This window comes from Paenarthrobacter sp. TRD_SC_7 (assembly GCF_056156245.1).
In genome coordinates this window covers 1,347,751-1,365,264 of the sequence record NZ_CM149587.1, presented here as the reverse complement: position 1 = coordinate 1,365,264, position 17,514 = coordinate 1,347,751, and the positions used below count along the sequence as shown (strand labels likewise).

The window sequence follows — 17,514 nt, the reverse complement described above, 5'->3', positions numbered from 1 at the left end:
TCTATGCTCCCGGGGTGCTCGCCGCGCCGGGAAGCAGGACGGCAGCAGGCTCGGTGTACTCGACGCGCACGATCTTGCCGTCGTCGTCGAGGGTCAGGGATGTCAGGGATGTCAGGGTGCACTCGCGCTTGCGGGGATCGTGCGCCAGGCGCCGGCCCTCGGCAGTCAACCGGGTGGACCAAATGGGAAGTTGATGGCTGACCAGAATGGCTTCGGCGCCGTCGCCGCCCAGTTCAATGGCCTTCACACGCGCATCTTCAACCGCAGCCAGCACGCGGGCTGCCTGCTCCTTGTACGGCTCGCCCCAGGAAGGCCGCAGTGGATTCCTGAAGTAGAACCAGTGCTTGGGCTTGAGGAACTCGCTCTTGGTGGGGTGGAGTCCTTCGAAGTGGTTCTCTGCTTCGATGATGCGCGGTTCGGTGGTGATCTCCAGGTTCAGCGCCTCGGCCGTGGGCATGGCCGTTTCCTGGGCGCGGGTCAGCGGCGACGCTACCAAATGCACGATCTTGGCGCCTCGGCTGGCGCGGGCCGCAAAGTGGTCCGCCAGCATCCGGGCCATCTCCCGGCCACGTTCGGAGAGGTGGAATTCCGGCAGTCGGCCATAGAGGACGGCGTCCGGATTGTGGACCTCGCCATGGCGAAGCAGATGGACAGTTGCTTGGGGCATGTTTACCAGTTTCTCAAAGAAGCGGGGCGATCCGAAATCTTCTACCGCTAGTAGAACTCAAAGTTTTCCCGAAATGTTCCACGGAGTTGGAATAAAAGATGCATATGCATGTTTATACTGGATACGAAGCTCGGTTGACGCTTCAAGCAATGAGCTCGACCAGGCAAGCAAGAAGTACCTACCACTCGATATAGGAGCAACACCATGATGACCCTCCCCGCTTCCGTCACCACCGGCACCTGGACCCTCGACGCCTCCCACAGCGAGATCGGCTTCACCGTCCGCCACGCAGGCATCAGCAAGGTCCGCGGCCAATTCAAAGATGCTGCTGCCACCCTGGAAGTTGGCGAAACGCTGACCGATTCCAAGGTCACCGCCACCATCCAGACCGCCAGCTTCGACTCCGGCGACGTCAACCGCGACGGCCACGTCAAGGGCGAAGACTTCTTCGACGTGGAGAAGTTCCCGGAAATCACCTTCGTGTCCCGCCACGTCAAGGCCAACGGAAACAGCTTCGACCTCGTGGGCGATCTCACAATCAAGGGAGTGACCAAGGAAGTTGCCATCGAAACCGAATTCAACGGCGTTGCCGTGGACCCCTTCGGCAACACCCGCGCCGGCGTCTCCGGCGAAACCACCATCAGCCGCAAGGAATTCGGCCTCACCTGGAACGCCGTCCTCGAAGCCGGTGGCGTACTGGTCAGCGACAAGGTTGTCATCAACCTTGAGCTTGCCTTCATCGCACCGGCTGCCGCATAGTTCCCCTGCTCTCGGAGAACGGCGCCCCGCACAGTCCACGCTGTGGGGGCGCCGTTTCGCATTTAGCGAAGTCGCCCCGCAATTGTTCGGCGAACAGCCTGTATTAGCTGCGAGTTAGCGCCGTTTTTCCTATGCATCCTTCAACCCGCGGTCTAAAGTGATGCCATGAGTACCCCAGACGAAACACCACAGCCTCAGCAGCCCGGCTCCCAGCCTCCGCAGCCCGGCAATGTTCCTCCTGCGGGTCACCAGCCTCCGCAGGGCTACCAACCGCCCCCGGGTTACCAGCCGCCGTCGCAACCGGGCCAATACTCACAGCCCGGACCGCCTCAGCCAGGACCCGGCCAGCCCGCCTCCGGGCAGCCTGGTTTCCACTTCGAGATGCCCACTGACGGACCGCGTAGTTTCAACGACGTCATGCCACAGGGCGGCTTCTCGGGAATGTTCAAAACCCAAGGCCTGCCAACGGAGCTGAAGGTTTCCTACTTCATCTGGGTGATCTCCGGACTTCTGGGCTTGCTGTTTGGCCTCATTGCGTTCTTTGCCGTGATCGCCGCCTTCGCGTTTGCTCCGGGCTTCGCTGCCATCGCACTGATCCTTCTTTTGCTCACTTTGGCCGTCGCCGCCGCGCAAGTGATCCTTGCCATGAAGATGAAGGAAGGCAAAGAGTGGGCTCGCCTGGCTTTGACCATCTTGGCCGGCGTTTCCCTGCTGCTGGCAATCTTCGGAGCGGCAAGTGGTGGTGGTTCGGGAATGGGCCTGGGCGGCAACTGGTTCGGCTTCCTGGTGAGCGCAGTCGCCGTCGTGCTGATGTGGATGCCGAATTCGCAGCTCTGGTTCAAAGCCGTGAAGGGCCACGCATAGCGCTGAGTGAACTGCCGTCGTCGTGCGTTAACGGCGGGAACGCACGATGAAGGCCGCGGGCGGATCCTCCTGGATCCTCGCGGCCTTCATCATGAAGGCGTAAGCCGACATGATGATTTTTCCTGTGAGCCTGAAATACCTGCGTGTGATCATCTGCAGCGTCGGACCCGGGAGGTACGGTGGTAGCAGAACCACGCTGGGGGCAGGGTCATTTTGCTGATCCCGGCGGCCGCACCAGCAGTCGAACAAGCAAAGGAATGCCATGAGCAACCCGCCGTACCCGCCGTCAAACCCGGGCGACGCCAACCAGCCCGAGCAGCAGGGCTCCCAGCCCTCAGCTCCCCAGCCTTCTGCACCGCAGCCCCCGGCACCCCAGTACGGTCAGCCTGCCACGCCTCAGTACGGACAGCAGTCCCCTGCTGCTCCCCAATACGGACAGCCCGCAGCGCCCCAGTACGGGCAGCAGTCCCCTGCTGCTCCGCAGTATGGCCAGCAGGCCTCTCCGTATGGTCAGGTTCCCGGTGCTCCGCAGTACGGTCAGGACACCAACTGGCCGAGCCAGCAGCCCGGCCCCACCACCATTCCGCCGATGGTTAATTACGCGTTTTGGATGATTGTTGCAGCCGGAGTGCTCTCCGCCATCAGCTCGCTGCTCTTGGCCACAACAGGAGCCGATGCCTTCATCAATGTAATGAACCAGCAGGCCGCACAGCAGGGTACCGAGTTCCCTGCGGAATCAATTGAAGGCATGCGGGGCGCCATCGCAGTCGGCGCCGTTGTCGGTGCAATCGTGTCGTTGGGCCTCTACGCCTTGGTTGCTTTCCCCGTCCGGAAGGGCAAGAACTGGGCAAGGATCCTGGGCACGGTCTTCGCTGCCATCTCTGTCCTCGGCCTCACCGGCTTGTTTCAGTTCGGTGCCACCTACGGCATCATGCAGCTCATCGTGATCCTGCTCGGAGTTGCAGCGATCGTCATGCTGTACCTGCCGGCGTCGGCTCCGTACTTCCGTAAGGCGCAGCCTTTCGGAAACCCGTACCAGAACCCTTACGGCCGCTAAACACGCACGCTTCCAAGCACTAAAACGCGGGCGCGGACCCGGCGAAGGCTAAACAGCCTGGCCCGGTGTCTGCGCCCTTTGTGCATGGTAGGCCAGAATCTGGAGCTCGGTGGCCATGTCCACCTTGCGGAGGTTCACGTGCGGCGGGACCTGCAGCAGCACTGGGGCGAAACTCAGGATGCTCCGGATCCCCGCTGCGATCACGCGGTCGCACACAGCCTGGGCAACCGTTGCAGGTAGCGCCAGCACCACCATGTTAGTGTGGGTGCGCTCCAGGACACGCTCCAGCTCGGCGGAGTCACTGACCCGCAACCAGCCCACCTCGTTGCCGATCACCATGGGGTCAGCGTCGAAGATGGCAACCACGTCGAAACCCCGGGACTCGAAGCCGCCATACCGTGCGAGGGCTTTGCCGAGGTTACCGGCACCGACAATCGCGACCTTCCAGTCGTGGGTCAGGCCAAGGGCTGCCGCGATGTGACGGCTCAAGTACTGGACTTCATAGCCCACGCCGCGGGTCCCGTAGGAGCCCACATAGGAAAGGTCCTTTCGGAGCGTGGATGAGCTGACTCCCGAGGCCTCCGCCAGGGCTTCCGAGGAAACGCGTTCAACACCTTCGGCCAAGAGAGAGTTGAGCGCGCGCAAATAGAGAGTCATCCGGGCCACAGCCGCGGGCGGGATCTGCTTGGTGGCAGGTTCGTTGTCCCCGGTTGTTGCTTCCGGGGACGGTTCCAGCGCAGTCACGGTATTCTCCATTGCGTCGCTTTGTTGTTCCACTCTATGACCCCCGGCCGGACTCAACAAAAGCCATTACCAGCGGGTAACCCCTCAGCCCTCCAGGACTTTCTTCAGGGTGCGCGTGAGCCGTTCCTCGTCGATCTTCCAAAAATCCCGTTGAATGCCATCCACCAGCACCACGGGAATCTCCTCTGCGAAGCGCTCCTGCAGTCGGGGGTCGCCGTCGATCTTCTGTTCAGTCCACTGCACGCCAAGGCTTTTCGTGACACGCTCGACGGCGGCACGCGCCTCTGTGCAGAGGTGGCAGTCAGCTTTGGTGAGGAGAACGACGTCGGGAATAGCCATGTCTCAAAGGTAACCGCCCCAACCCTCTCTCACATCCCACGCAGTGCCGCGACACCGCCCGTGCGCCCTCAACGCGGGCCCCTTCGATTGACTAGACTCAAGGCATGCCCGAGGAGAAGAACGCCGCCGTGGTCGCAGATGCCTTGGTGCAGAAGCACAGTGTGCAGAAAGACATCGTGCGGAAGCACGCTGGCGAAGCCGCCTTCTTCGACGTCGACAATACGTTGATGAAGGGTGCAAGCCTCTTCCACGTGGCGCGGAAAATGTATGAACGCAAAGCGTTCACACTTTCCCAAGCCGCCGGATTCGCCTGGAAGCAGTTTAAGTTCGTCATGCGCGGCGAAAACATGGAAGACGTCCACTCTGTACGCGACTCCGCGCTGACCCTTGCTGCAGGCATCACCGTAGATGACATCAAGGCCTTGGGCGAAGAGGTCTATGACGAGATGATCGAGTCGCGGATCTGGCCGGGAACCAAGGCGCTGGCGGAACAGCACCTTCGGGTCGGCCGGAAGGTGTGGCTTGTAACGGCCACACCCATTGAGGTCGCCACTGTCATTTCCACCCGGCTCGGGCTGACCGGTGCCTTGGGCACTGTGGGAGAGGTGGACGAAGGCGTGTACACGGGGAAGCTCGTGGGCGACATCCTCCATGGGCCTGCAAAGGCAATCGCGGTCCAACTCGTGGCCGATCGCGAGGGACTGGATCTGGACCACTGCTGGGCCTACAGCGACTCCGCCAACGACATCCCGTTGCTCGCCATGGTGGGGCATCCCGTGGTCATCAACCCGGATGCGAAGCTTCGGCGGCACGCCCGTGAGAACAACTGGCCTGTTTACGATTTCCGCTCGGGACGCCGTGCGGCAACGCTGGGTCTCAAAGCCGCGACCGTCGGTGGAGCTGTGTATGGTTTGTGGCGCGGATTCTCAAAGTTCCGCGGCCCCCGGATCTAACCCTCGTTACCTTTTTCGTAGCCTGTTTCCTGGTGCAGGATATGGGTGTGCTGGTCTGCTGATCCTGGCATGGTTGAGTCCCTCTGTTGATCGATGATCTTGAGAGTGTTGTCACCGGGGTTGGTAGGTGCCGGGAGACCGCTGATAGGGGCAGGACAGTGTGATCGTCGTGCGTAACGTGGGTGCCGGGTCCTGACACCGTGGCAGGCCAGCTGGAAATGAGTCCGCTGAGTTGGAGGTGCCGAAGGTGATCAAGGACCATGACGCTGCAGAGATTTTCGTTGGCTTGGATGTGGGCAAGGGCGTCCATCACGCTGTTGCCTTGGACCGGGCCGGGAAGAAGCTGCTGGACAAGCGTTTACCGAACGATGAAGCCGGTATCCGGGACATCCTCGCCGGGTTAGCGCAGAACGGGCGGGTCCTGTTGGTCGTTGACCAGCCCGCGACGATCGGGGCGTTGCCGGTGGCTGTGGCCCAGGACGCGGGTGTGTTGGTCGGGTACCTGCCTGGGCTGGCGATGCGCCGGATCGCGGACCTGCATCCTGGAGAGGCGAAGACCGATGCCCGGGACGCGTTCATCATTGCCGAGGCCGCCAGGACGATGCCCCATACACTGCGCTCGGTCCGGTTAGCCGATGAGCAGCTCGCTGAACTGAGCATGCTTTGCGGGTTCGATGATGACTTGGCCAAACAGGCAACGGCGACCTCGAACCGGATCCGTGGGCTGCTCACCCAGATCCACCCCGCCCTGGAAAGGGTGCTGGGACCTTACATGGACCACCCCGCAGTCCATGATCTGCTGCGGACTTGGCCCACCCCCGAAGCGCTCCGCCACGCCGGCCGGCGCAAGATTGGGAACCGGCTCACTAAACTCGCGCCACGGATGGGCGAACGCCTGGCCGATGAGATCATCGAGGCCCTGGGCCAGCAAACAGTCATTGTTGTCGGCACGAACGCCGCGACCATCGTGCTGCCCCAACTCGCCACCATGCTGGCCGGTCTCCATGAAAGCCGCACCATGGTCCTGACCCAGGTCGAAGCTCTCGTGGAGGCCCACCCTCTTCACCCGGTCCTGATGTCCCTGCCGGCCGTGGGCATCAGGACCGCCGCACGAATCCTCACCGAAGTCGCCGGGAAAGACTTCCCCACCGCCGGGCACTTGGCCTCCTACGCAGGACTGGCCCCCGTGACCTGGCGATCCGGATCCTCCATCCGCGGGGACCACTCCTCCAGAAAAGGCAACAAAGTCCTCAAACGAACCCTGTTCCTCTCAGCCTTCGCAGCCCTCAAAGACCCACTCTCACGGGCCTACTACGACCGCAAACGAGCCGAAGGCAAACGCCACAACCAAGCACTCATCGCCCTCGCACGACGACGCTGCGACACCCTCTACGCAATGCTCCGCGACGGCACCCTCTACAAACCCCCGACACCCACAACCCCTTGACGAAAAACATAGGGGCACTCTCACATCCCTCGGGCTTCCGGCCATCGCTCTCTCACATCCCTCGGGCTTCCGGCCATCGCTCTCTCACATCCCTCGGGCTTCCGGCCATCGCTCTCTCACATCCCTCGGGCTTCCGGCCATCGCTCTCTCACATCCCTCGGGGGCCTCAACGAGCCTGTGGATAACTTCCGATGACCCAAGCGTTTCTGGGTGAGAATGCCGGTATGCAGAATGCCGCTCCCCTTCCTCCCCGCCTGACCGCTGCACCGTTCACTCTCGAGGAGGCCGAGGCTTCGGGCCTTAAACGGTCGCACCTATGGAATCGTGTCAAGATCGAGGGGGTTAGCCGAGGTGTTTATCGGCCTTCCGATTGGGATTTCGAGCTGTCGGCGGCTGCAAGATCGCTGTCAGCTGTAAGTCCGGGTGCCTGGATTTCCCATGTAACAGCTGCGAGGCTCCATGGTGCATGCCTTCCACCTTGGTTGTCGGATTCCAACGAATTGCACCTCAGCAAGCCGAGGCATCTCCCGTCAGTGCGGCGCAAAGGCGTGATCGGACACACGGTAGTAGCCTCCGACGACGAGATCGAGTATGTCCAAGGCATCTGGATGAGCACACGGTCGCGGACCTGGTTGGATCTCGCACGACGCCTGCCTGTACGCGACCTCGTCTGCATGGGTGACGAGCTCATCCGCAGACCCCGGCCGGCCTTCGAAGAACGCGACGCACCGTTCACCACGCTTGAGTTCCTTCGCAATTTGGTGGGCAGACACAAGAATCTGCAAGGCGTTGTTCGGGCTAGAGAAGCACTCGACCTCATGCGTGTTGGCGCCGATTCCGTGCCCGAGTCGCTGCTCCGCTTGGCGATGCTGGACGCCGGCATTCCCGAACCGGAGCTGCAGGTGCAACTCCGGCCGAACGATCCGTTCTCACCGTCCGCGGACTTGGGCTTCCGTGATCGGCGAGTAGCGCTACAGTACGACGGCGGTCATCACCTTGAGCAGGAACAGATATTTAGCGATCGGCGACGCGACAAGGCATTCGAAGCAGCAGGCTGGACAGTCCTCAAATTCGGAAAGGATGATCTGGCGGACAACTTTTCGTCAGCCACGCAGAAGATCAAGAGCGCCCTGCGATCAGCATGGCGGGATCCCGCGGTCAGGTCAGGCTTTTCACGAGGGACCTGAGAGAGCCTTGGGCTCAAACCCGAGGGACGTGAACGAGCGTTGGGCTCAACCCCGAGGGACGTGAGAGAGCGTTGGGATGCAAAAATGCCCGCCACCTCGAGAGGCGACGGGCATTCACGCTTGATGAAGTATCTCTACTTCTTATTGCGGCGCTGGTGGCGAGTTTTGCGAAGCAGCTTGCGGTGCTTCTTCTTGGCCATACGCTTGCGGCGCTTCTTAATAACTGAACCCACGAAAGTTCCTTACAAACTAGAAGTTCCTGTCTGTTGGAACAGATCCGCGGAAGCAGACAGTACAACTGACAGATTCTTACATTGACGTAAAACGTTCCTTAACAGAGTACCGCTTCAAAGGGGCACCCCATGACCACGGTCCGCGGGACGGACTCCGGCAAGCCTCAGGCGGTCTCGGATTGCCCGTCTACCACAGCACCTTTGAGGTACTGGGCAACAGCCTCTTCAGGAACCCGGAAGGAACGGCCGAACCTTACGGCGGGCATTTCCCCTGAGTGGACCAGGCGATACACGGTCATTTTGGAAACACGCAGGACGTCGGCCACTTCGGCCACCGTCATGAAACGCGCATTCGAGAAGTTAGTCTCCGCGGACATTTCCCTTATTCCTTTGCTCTCAGACAGTAGGACACCCCCAGTAGAACGGTGTGCCGATGCTGAGCCATCAAACAACCATGTGCTAGATACTCTAGAGGCTGATGGGGCCAATGTGAAAGAGCTTCCAGTAACTTGGGGACAACCTCCCGCCCGGCTTCCGGTTTACGCCGCAACCACCGCACGACGCTTCCGGGCCGACGCTGCCAGCTGTTCCAACACCGAGGCCGTGACATCCCACTCCATGCAAGCATCTGTGACGCTCTGGCCGTAAAGGAGCTCCTGTTCCCCCGCAAGCTGCTTGGCCACATCCAGGTTCTGCGCCCCTCCCGCCAGGAAGCTCTCCAGCATGATGCCGGCGATCGGCGAAGTCTCCCCCGCTTCGAGCTGGGCACCGATTTCCAAGGCAACCTCAGCCTGACGGTGATGGCTCTTGCCGCTGTTGGCATGGCTGGCGTCCACTATCAGGCGGGGGTTCAGTCCCTTGGCAGCGAGCTTCGAGGAAGCCGCCGCAACGTCCTCCTGGGAGTAGTTGGGTCCCTTGCGTCCGCCGCGCAGGATCACGTGCGTGTCGGGGTTGCCGGACGTTGCTACGAGAGCCGCGCGGCCGTCGTCGTCGATTCCCAGGAAGGCTTGCTCCGCGGCCGATGCGCCACACGCGTCGATGGCCACCTGGAGGTCGCCGTCGGTGCCGTTCTTGAAGCCGATGGGCATGGACAGGCCGGAGGCGAGCTGCCGGTGGATCTGGCTTTCGGTGGTGCGGGCGCCGATCGCGCCCCAGGAAACGAGGTCCGCCATGTACTGCGGGCTGATCGGCTCAAGGAACTCCGTGGCGGTGGGCAGGCCCAACGCGGTGACCTGCTTCAGGAACCCGCGGGCTGCGCGCAGTCCTGCAGCGATGTCGTGGCTGCCGTCCAGGTGGGGATCGTTGATGAGACCTTTCCAGCCAACGGTGGTGCGCGGCTTCTCGAAGTAGGTCCGCATCACGATCAGGAGGTCTTCCTTGTGCTTCTCCGCCTGGCTGACCAACCGGCGGGCGTATTCAAGGCCGGCCTTGGGATCGTGGATGGAGCACGGGCCAACGATCACCAGGAGGCGATCGTCCACTCCGTCCATGATGGCGCGGACCTGGTCACGGCCACGGTCGACGACGGCAGCTGAGCGGGCGTCCAGCGGCAACTTGGCGATGAGGTCCTGCGGAGCCGGAAGCGGCTCGAATCGGGCAACCCGCAGGTTGGAGGTGGCCGGCTGAGCGGCGGCTCCGGATTCAGCGGAGTCGAGCGATTCGGTGGGTTCTGCGGCGATGCTGGTCATTTCTGGGTCCTGTTCCGGGATGCGGAGCGGGCCCCTTTTCAGAACCCGCCGGATATGGCGAAGGGCAGAGAATAATCTCTGCCCTGTTGGCTCTGAAGGAAAGTTGGATGCGTGTCAGTTAGACGCGGGCCCCTCCAGAGCCAACGAAAAATACGCATACCAACGCTTAGTCATAGCCACACCATAACCGCGGTTCTTCACAGCAGGCAAATCGCGCCCATCAAGATGACAGCAGTTTGCGCAGGAACTGCAACTGCTTGATCCAGTGGTGCTCCTGCCCGCCTTCGTGGTTGTTGAAACGGTAGACCTCAATGTCCTTTTCAGGCGCACCGCCTTGTTCTCGTGAGCCGGTGCCGTAACTGTTGAAGCTCGCGAATACCGTTGACGGAGGGCAGATATCGTCCATCTGCGCAGCGGAGAACAGCGCCGGGACCGTGGCAGCACGGCCCAGGTGGACGCCGTCGAAGTAATTTAGGACGGCCAGCACGGGCTCATACTTTTCGCGGTGCCGGCCCAGGAATTGGGCGATCTCGGGGTACGGACCACGCGGGGTGATGTCGATCGCGCGTGGGAAGTCCTGCAAAAAAGGAACGTCGGGCAGCGCGGCGATAACGCCGTCGAGCCTTCCGGCCGTCAGCCCGGCAGCAGCAACCGTGATGCCGCCGCCCTGGCTCACGCCGGTTAGAACCACTTTGGAAGGGTCGACGGCGGGATGGCTCTGTGCCGCTTCTACCGCGCGGAAGGCGTCCACGTAGACGCGACGGAAGTAGTAGTTGTCCTGGTGATCAGCGCCTCGGGTCATGAGGCCGGCGTAATTGATTCCACCGGCCGACGGGTGCGGATCCGGAGTGTCACCGGAAACGCCGCCGTAGCCCTGCCCGCGCGTGTCCATGATGAAGTGCGCATAGCCGGCTTGCGCCCAACGGGTGTTCTGGTTTACCAGACCCCTGCCGCCGGAGTAGCCGATGTACTCCACCACCACGGGAAGCTGCTCCCCCGGCTCGAGCTGTGACGGTAGGTGCAGCCAGCCCTTGATGCGGTCTCCTCCGAAGCCGGAGTAGGTGACATCGAAGGTGTTGATCACGCTGAGGTAGTTATCCACGGGCTCAAACACAGCATCAAGCGGAAGCACACGCGCTTCGGCGATGGTGCGGTCCCAGAACTCGTCAAAGTCGGCTGGTGCCGCTGCGCTGGAGGTGTAGTCACGGAGCTGATCAAGGGGAAGGTCAAAGAGGGGCATGGTCCATTCCGGTTCAGGTGGGTCTGACTGGGCTGATTCAGGCTGAGCCGCGAGCGCCAAGGTCAACCCGAGGACATCCTACGCACGGCGAATCGAAAGTTGACTCATCTTGAATCGTTACATTTTCACGCCGACCGAGCTAAACTGAACAAAATCGACCGCGGGAAAGCGTTTGCTGAGGTGTAGCCTAAACCCGCCGGAACACTTTTGTGAAGACCCAGACGACGGCGTCACGCGCCATCGTTGCCGCGCCAGCCGAGGAGAGCCATGGACACCGCTTCTACCGAGTCCGCCAGTAGCCCAGCACCCTTCAACGCTGCGCCTGCACCCGGCACTGCGCCTGCAAGGATCGCCCTGGTTGGGGTCCACGGCTTCGGCACACACCACCTCCGCAACCTTGAACGACTCAGCAGCCAAGGCCTGGTGGACCTCGTAGCCGTGGCCGACCCGAATCCACCGGCACCCGGAGATTTGCCGGAAGCCACGGCAGTGCACGCGAACCTGGATGAGCTGCTCGCCGGCCAGCACCGTCCGGATGTCATCATCGTGGCGACCCCCATTCAGACCCATGCCCCGCTGGCCCTATCCGTGCTTGCCTCGGAGGCGGATCTGTATCTGGAGAAGCCCCCGGTTGCCTCAATGGGCGATTTCCTCCGTCTCCAGGAAGCGGCGGCGGAAGCTGGCCGCAGTGTCCAGATCGGTTTCCAAAGCCTCGGTTCCCATGCCTTGGCGGCGTTGGAGAAGCTGGCCGCCGGGGAAGCTGCGGAGGAACTGCCGGGTATCGGCAATCTGAAGGGGATTTCCGCAACGGGCCGTTGGGTCCGGGATCGCGCCTATTACAAGCGGTCCCGCTGGGCAGGCAAACGCAGTCTCGACGGCGTGGATGTGGTGGATGGCGTCGCCACCAACCCGTTGGCCCATGCCATCGCCACAGCGCTCCGCATCGCCGGTGCACGAGCAGCGGAAGACCTCGCGTCGGTGGAAACAGATCTGTACCGCGCGAACGACATCGAAGCGGACGACACCTCAGTGATCCGCCTGCGCACCATCAACGGATTGCCCATCACGTGCGCCCTCACGCTCTGCGCCACCGAATCCGTGGAGCCCTACGTCACTCTCCACGGCACTGAAGGTACGGCAGTCTTCCATTACACGGAGGACCGCGTGACGGTCCGCACCGAAGCAGGCGAAACCGCCCACACTTTCGGGCGGGATGATCTCACCGAGAACCTCCTTCAGCACCTGTCTGAGGGCACGCCACTGCTGAGTCCGCTGGATCACAGCGGCGCATTCATGCGTGTCCTGGAAGCCATCCGGACAGCAGAGGCACCTGCGCTGATTCCCGCGGAATGCGTGGAATGGGTGGGAACGGGCGAGCAAGCCCATGCCGTGATCCCCAACATTGAGGACATCCTGGAACGCGCCACCCGCGCCCACGCCACGTTCTCGGAGCTGGGCGTCCCGTGGGCACGGCCAACCACCGCGGGTTCCGAAGCCCTCTTCTTCTCCGACGCCGGCGCTGCCGCCGCCGAGACTGGCGCTGCCGCCGCAAACGCCGGCGCTGCCCGGGCCAACACTGCCCCCACCGCGGTCCTCCGCTCTGGAAGCAACCTCGAGCCGGATCTCTCCCCGCGACCCTACCTTCACCCGGTGTCCACGCAAGCCGGCGTCGTGGTCACGGACCATCTGCCCTCTGATCACGTGTGGCATCTCGGCGCAGGATTCGCGCTGCAGGATGTCAACGGCAGCAACTTCTGGGGCGGCCGCAGCTACCGCAGGACCGCGGGGAGGTACGTGGATTTGAAGGACCACGGCAGGATCGAGACAGCGAGTGTCGCCCGGGGAAAAGCCGTCACCACGCTTGACCTCAACTGGCTCGCATCCGACGGCAGCCTCCTCCTCAACGAGCGACGCTCCCTGAGCCGCACGCTCCTGGATGCACGCACGTGGCGACTCGAGATCCAGACCCGGCTTACCGCCGTCGTGGATTGTTCTCTGGGCAGTCCCGGCTCCCACGGTGCTGCCGGCAGCGGCTACGGCGGCTTTTTCTGGCGGCTGCCTGTCAATGCGGCGCCGCGCGTCTTCTCCTCCACAGCCGAGGGCGAGCCTTCCGTGCACGGTTCCGTGGCGCCGTGGCTCGCTTGGACAGGAGAGTTCGACGGCGGCCCTGCCACTTTGGTGTTTGGCGCGCCTTCCGAGTCGCCGGACCCATGGTTCGTGCGGTGCAGCGACTACCCCGCGGTCGGTTCTGCACTGGCCTGGGATGCCGCGGTGGAACTGGCGGCAGGGGATTCCCTCACCCGTACCAACACTGTGTGGATCAGCGACGGAACCTTGGATGCAGCCGAGATCGAGAGGCCGGTGGCAAGCGCCCGAACATAGGCTCGCGCACTTGTCCCCTTCCGCACCGTTGAACTGCGCGGAGGTCGAACAAGGGCCGGATTCGTCGGAAGGTTGCTACAGGTGTCGGCCTAGTCGTGGCGGGGCCAGGGGCGGCGACGGGCCGAATAGCGCCAGATCAGGAAGCCAATGACGGCCGCAGACACCATCCCCAACGCTCCCGTGACCACAAGCCCGGTCCGGACGCCGAAGTCCTCCGTGAGCCACCCGGCCAGCAAGCCACCCAAAGCGTGACCGCCCAGCAGAAGCGGGAAGTACAGTGCCAGAACCCGGCCACGCACGCTGGCCCCAGCCTCAAGCTGCACAGCGGTAGCTGCGCTCGTGAGGAATACCAGAGTCATGAAGCCCACAACAATGAGCATCACCACGAACCACTCTTGCGTGGGCATCAACGCAGCGAGCGCTTGCGTCAGGCCGAAGAGCCCGGCACTGGCTACGATCCCCTTCCGTCCAAAGCGCTTGATCCGCGTTGCCACCAACGCGCCTGCAAGAGCTCCCAAAGCGCTGACGGTGTTGAAGAGCCCAAAGCCTGCGGGACCGCTATGCCACACGCGGTCCGCGAACGCCGCCAGAACCACGGGACCGTTCATGCCGAAGGCACCCAGCAATCCCGCGAGCAGCATGGTCAGCAGCAGCGGCGGACGGGCGCGGACGAAGCGGAAGCCCGCAAGGATCTGGCCTTTACGGGCGGTGGGATCGGGCGCTTCAAGAGAATGGTGCAGCTCGCCTGGCCTGATGGACGCGATCATCACCAGGACTGATACACCAACCAAAGAGTTGGCAGCGAATGCCGCCGCCGGACCTGCTTGGGCAATGACCACGCCAGCCAGTGCCGGGCCGGCCATGGCTCCCAGCTGGCCGATTGCACTGTTCAGTCCGATGGCGGCTGGCAGCCCGGCGTCGCCCACCACTTCGTTGACGAACACCTGCCGCGCCGGACCATCGATGGCACTGGTGATGCCCAGGGCAATGCACGACGCATAGACCACGCGGACGTCGGTCCCTCCCATCGCGTTCCATACAGCGAGACCGGCGGCCAGCAACGCGGCGACGGACTGGCAGACGAGGAGGATGCGGCGTTTGGGGAAAAGGTCCACCAGCACGCCGCTGATGGGGCCCACCACCAGCATGGGCAGGAACTGGAGTGCAACGGCGAGGCCTACTGCGGCCGGACTGCCCGTTAGCTGCAGCACCAGCCAGTCCTGGGCGAGCCGCTGCATCCACACGCCGCCACTCCCTACAAGGGAGAGGGTGACGAAGATCCGGTAGTTGTGGTGCCTCAGCGGGTAATGCCAGCTTTCCGTGGAACGGGCACGCGATGTAGTGGATTGAGGGCGCAGTGGGAACGGGCGCGGCGACACGGAGTGTTCTGCTCGATTCAGCGGGTTGGGTCGGATCTCAACGAACGGAGCGGATCTTGATGGCAGCCGCGGCCAGGACCAAGGTCCCGGGAACGATGACGAACAGCGCCTGCAGCATCCAAACGAAAACAACCGCCATGAAGACTGCGGCAAGCAACAGAAGCGAACCAGTCCAGTCGCGCCCGGCATCATCCTTGGCCTGCGAGTAGGCAAGGGCCCATCGCTGCGGGCCGGGAACGTCGGTGGGTTGCTGGTCAGCGTCGCCTCTCCAGTTCACGCCACCGCTCCAGTTGGCCGCGATTCGCAGAAACAGCACTGCGCCTGCTGCCGCCAAAATCAACGTGGCGGGCAGGATTACCGCCCGACCGGGCAGTTGACCTACCAGAGCGAGCAAAAGGTTAAGGACAATCACGACGGCGGCTACCGCCGTCGTGATTCCAAGCTTCCAACTGCCGGGAAGCGCGCGGCGGAAATTCCCCCACAGGCTGCGGAGGGAGTCATCCCTCCCGCTGAGGTGCCTTTCCAGGTGCGCGACGCCGGCCGCATAGGCAGCCGGCGCCGTCACCAAGGGGACGGAGAGTAGGAGCACGATGACTCCCGCCAGGATGGTCTCGGCGAAAAGGGCAAAGCGGTTGACCGGAATTCCGGGGTTCGCCGAAGACTTGCCTGTGGCTTTCATGGTGCTCATTCTGTGTTGTCCTTAGCCCTTGAGGCCCTGCGTCGAAACGCCTTCGACGATGTAGCGCTGGAAGACCAGGAAGAAGACCAGCACGGGCAGGAGCGCCAGGACGGACATGGCGATCATTGCACCGTAGTCCGAGCTTTGGGTCTGGTCGACGAAGAGCCGCAACGCGAGGGGCAGCGGGTATTTTTCGGGAGTGTTGAGGTAGAGCAACGGGCCCAGGAAGTCGTTCCAGCTCCAGATGAAGGAGAAAATGGAAGTGGAAATCAGGGCCGGCTTCATCAGCGGGAGCATGATGGATCCGAAGATCCGCACGTGACCTGCGCCGTCGATACGGGCTGCTTCGTCGAGTTCGGCCGGGAGGCCGCGCATGAACTGGACCATGAGGAACACGAAGAACGCGTCCGCGGCGAGGAACTTGCCGATCAGCAATGGCACGTACGTGTCCACCAGGCCCAGCTGCTGGAACACAATGTACTGCGGGATGATCACCACATGGAACGGCAGGAGCAAGGTGGCGATCATCATGCCGAAGAACAGGCCGCGGCCCGGGAAGTTGATCCGGGCGAAAGCATAGGCCGAGATGGACGCCGAGAGGACGGTTCCCACCACGGCACCGACGGCCAGGATCAGGGAGTTAGTGAAGAACGTCAGCGTGGAGACGCCGCCGATTCCTTCCATGGCCGTGACGAAGTTGTCGAAGCTGAAGTTATCCGACCACAACGCATTGTTGGCGCCGCCGATCTCGGAGTTCGGCTTGAAGGACGCGGAGATCATCCAAACGGCCGGGTACAGGACCATCGCCACCAGTGCCAAAGCAACGACATGGAAGATGATGCTCTTGATCCGCTTGGCCGCGGTGGACTCGGACTTCGGATTGTACACCGGTGCCGCTGATGGTTTCGTGGGAGCGGGCTGGGTGGGGGTTGCCATGGTTGTCATTTCGAATCACCGCTGTAGTGGACCCAGGACTTGGAGGTCTTGAAGAAGATCAGCGTGATGATGCCCACCACTATGACCAGGAGCCAGGCCATTGCCGAGGCGTAGCCCATCCGGAAGTCGCTGAAACCACGCAAGTAAAGGTAGAGGGTGTAGAAGAGCGTGGAGCCGGCGGGGCCGCCTTCACCGTTGGAGATGATGTAGGCCGAGGCGAAGATCTGGAATGCGTGGATGGTTTCCATCAGCAGGTTGAAGAAGATCACAGGGGAAAGCATGGGCCAGGTGATGTTCAGGAACTTGCGGACCGGGCCGGCGCCGTCCATCGAGGCCGCCTCGTAGAGGTCCGCGGGGATCTGCTTGAGGCCGGCAAGGAAGATCACCATCGGAGCGCCGAACTGCCACACCGTCAGCAGGATCATCATGGACATTGTCATGGATGGGTTGCCCACCCAACCGCCAAGGTTGATCCCGAAGAAGGACAACCCTTGATCCACAGGACCGGCGTCGCCGAACATCGCCTTCCAGACGATCGCGATGGACACGGACGCGCCAATCAGGGACGGCGCGTAGAACGCGGACCGATAGAAACCCTGGCCTTTGCGCTTGCTGTTGAGCAGCATGGCAATCGCCAACGCGGCGGCGAGTTTCAAGGGAGTACCGAAGATGACGTAGTTCAGGGTTACGCCCACCGACTGCAGGAAACGCTCATCCTGGAAGAGGGTGGTGTAGTTGTCCAAGCCGATCCATTTGGGTGCTTCGAAGAGGTTGTAGTTGGTGAAGGAGAGGTACAGCGAGGAAATCATCGGGCCCACGGTCAGGGCGATGAATCCCAGCAGCCAGGGCAACAGGAAGGTGTAGCCGGCACGGGCGTCCGCTCCCCGCCGCCGCGACTTGCGCGGCTGCGGGGAAGCGGACGGCAATGAACGCCTGCTCAGGGTTGGGCTTTGAGTCACG

General features: G+C 62.5%; 17 protein-coding genes and 1 pseudogene. 7 read left to right on the top strand and 11 right to left on the bottom strand.

What is annotated here, in order from left to right:
* Position 1 precedes the first annotated feature (1 nt).
* Positions 2-667: a histidine phosphatase family protein gene (locus AC0J5Z_RS06775; protein ID WP_475038366.1), complete on the bottom strand. Its 666-nt coding sequence runs from the start codon at positions 665-667 to the stop codon at positions 2-4.
* A gap of 207 nt (positions 668-874) precedes the next feature.
* Between AC0J5Z_RS06775 and AC0J5Z_RS06770 the strand changes: the two genes are divergently transcribed.
* From AC0J5Z_RS06770 to AC0J5Z_RS06760, 3 genes are all read left to right on the top strand, one after another.
* Positions 875-1,426 (top strand): YceI family protein, encoded by a 552-nt coding sequence (locus tag AC0J5Z_RS06770; RefSeq protein WP_144650915.1) that lies wholly within the window; start codon positions 875-877, stop codon positions 1,424-1,426.
* Between the two features lie 165 nt (positions 1,427-1,591).
* Positions 1,592-2,290, top strand: coding sequence for a hypothetical protein (locus tag AC0J5Z_RS06765; protein WP_475038363.1), 699 nt, complete (start codon positions 1,592-1,594; stop codon positions 2,288-2,290).
* 262 nt (positions 2,291-2,552) lie between these two features.
* Positions 2,553-3,347, top strand: coding sequence for a hypothetical protein (locus AC0J5Z_RS06760; RefSeq protein WP_475038361.1), 795 nt, complete (start codon positions 2,553-2,555; stop codon positions 3,345-3,347).
* 48 nt (positions 3,348-3,395) lie between these two features.
* On the opposite strand, the gene AC0J5Z_RS06755 is transcribed toward AC0J5Z_RS06760, so the two are convergent.
* On the bottom strand, positions 3,396-4,103 hold the full coding sequence (locus tag AC0J5Z_RS06755; RefSeq protein ID WP_011775918.1) for a redox-sensing transcriptional repressor Rex: 708 nt from the start codon (positions 4,101-4,103) through the stop codon (positions 3,396-3,398).
* Between the two features lie 72 nt (positions 4,104-4,175).
* Positions 4,176-4,430 carry a glutaredoxin family protein gene (locus AC0J5Z_RS06750; RefSeq protein WP_475038358.1) on the bottom strand — a complete coding sequence of 85 codons (255 nt, stop codon included), beginning with the start codon at positions 4,428-4,430 and terminating at the stop codon, positions 4,176-4,178.
* A 104-nt stretch (positions 4,431-4,534) separates the two neighbouring features.
* Here AC0J5Z_RS06750 and AC0J5Z_RS06745 point away from each other — a divergent pair, with 104 nt between their 5' ends.
* The 3 genes and pseudogenes from AC0J5Z_RS06745 to AC0J5Z_RS06735 all read left to right on the top strand — a co-directional run bounded on the left by AC0J5Z_RS06745 (position 4,535) and on the right by AC0J5Z_RS06735 (position 8,017).
* Entirely contained in the window at positions 4,535-5,383 is an 849-nt protein-coding gene (locus AC0J5Z_RS06745; protein ID WP_475038357.1) for an HAD family hydrolase, read from the top strand.
* A gap of 218 nt (positions 5,384-5,601) precedes the next feature.
* A pseudogene (locus tag AC0J5Z_RS06740) lies at positions 5,602-6,830 on the top strand (IS110 family RNA-guided transposase).
* A gap of 224 nt (positions 6,831-7,054) precedes the next feature.
* Positions 7,055-8,017, top strand: coding sequence for a DUF559 domain-containing protein (locus tag AC0J5Z_RS06735; RefSeq protein ID WP_475039611.1), 963 nt, complete (start codon positions 7,055-7,057; stop codon positions 8,015-8,017).
* 134 nt (positions 8,018-8,151) lie between these two features.
* On the opposite strand, the gene AC0J5Z_RS06730 is transcribed toward AC0J5Z_RS06735, so the two are convergent.
* The 4 genes from AC0J5Z_RS06730 to AC0J5Z_RS06715 all read right to left on the bottom strand — a co-directional run bounded on the left by AC0J5Z_RS06730 (position 8,152) and on the right by AC0J5Z_RS06715 (position 11,178).
* Entirely contained in the window at positions 8,152-8,250 is a 99-nt protein-coding gene (locus tag AC0J5Z_RS06730) for a 30S ribosomal protein bS22 (protein WP_003792170.1), read from the bottom strand.
* A 164-nt stretch (positions 8,251-8,414) separates the two neighbouring features.
* Positions 8,415-8,627 (bottom strand): helix-turn-helix domain-containing protein, encoded by a 213-nt coding sequence (locus AC0J5Z_RS06725; protein ID WP_017199160.1) that lies wholly within the window; start codon positions 8,625-8,627, stop codon positions 8,415-8,417.
* Between the two features lie 162 nt (positions 8,628-8,789).
* The gene (locus tag AC0J5Z_RS06720) at positions 8,790-9,938 is read right to left on the bottom strand and encodes a 3-deoxy-7-phosphoheptulonate synthase (RefSeq protein WP_475038355.1); all 1,149 of its coding nucleotides are present in this window, start codon (positions 9,936-9,938) and stop codon (positions 8,790-8,792) included.
* 220 nt (positions 9,939-10,158) lie between these two features.
* Positions 10,159-11,178, bottom strand: coding sequence for an acetylxylan esterase (locus AC0J5Z_RS06715; RefSeq protein ID WP_475038353.1), 1,020 nt, complete (start codon positions 11,176-11,178; stop codon positions 10,159-10,161).
* 267 nt (positions 11,179-11,445) lie between these two features.
* Here AC0J5Z_RS06715 and AC0J5Z_RS06710 point away from each other — a divergent pair, with 267 nt between their 5' ends.
* On the top strand, positions 11,446-13,560 hold the full coding sequence (locus tag AC0J5Z_RS06710) for a DUF6807 family protein (RefSeq protein WP_475038351.1): 2,115 nt from the start codon (positions 11,446-11,448) through the stop codon (positions 13,558-13,560).
* An 89-nt stretch (positions 13,561-13,649) separates the two neighbouring features.
* Here AC0J5Z_RS06710 and AC0J5Z_RS06705 read toward each other — a convergent pair whose 3' ends face one another.
* The 4 genes from AC0J5Z_RS06705 to AC0J5Z_RS06690 are packed head-to-tail and all read right to left on the bottom strand — an operon-like array spanning position 13,650 to position 17,513.
* Positions 13,650-14,939, bottom strand: coding sequence for an MFS transporter (locus AC0J5Z_RS06705; protein WP_475038349.1), 1,290 nt, complete (start codon positions 14,937-14,939; stop codon positions 13,650-13,652).
* A 37-nt stretch (positions 14,940-14,976) separates the two neighbouring features.
* Positions 14,977-15,618: a Poxvirus protein I5 gene (locus AC0J5Z_RS06700; RefSeq protein WP_475039609.1), complete on the bottom strand. Its 642-nt coding sequence runs from the start codon at positions 15,616-15,618 to the stop codon at positions 14,977-14,979.
* A gap of 21 nt (positions 15,619-15,639) precedes the next feature.
* Entirely contained in the window at positions 15,640-16,563 is a 924-nt protein-coding gene (locus AC0J5Z_RS06695) for a carbohydrate ABC transporter permease (RefSeq protein WP_475038347.1), read from the bottom strand.
* On the bottom strand, positions 16,560-17,513 hold the full coding sequence (locus AC0J5Z_RS06690) for a carbohydrate ABC transporter permease (protein WP_475038345.1): 954 nt from the start codon (positions 17,511-17,513) through the stop codon (positions 16,560-16,562). The genes AC0J5Z_RS06695 and AC0J5Z_RS06690 overlap by 4 nt, the downstream gene beginning before the upstream one ends.
* Position 17,514 lies beyond the last annotated feature (1 nt).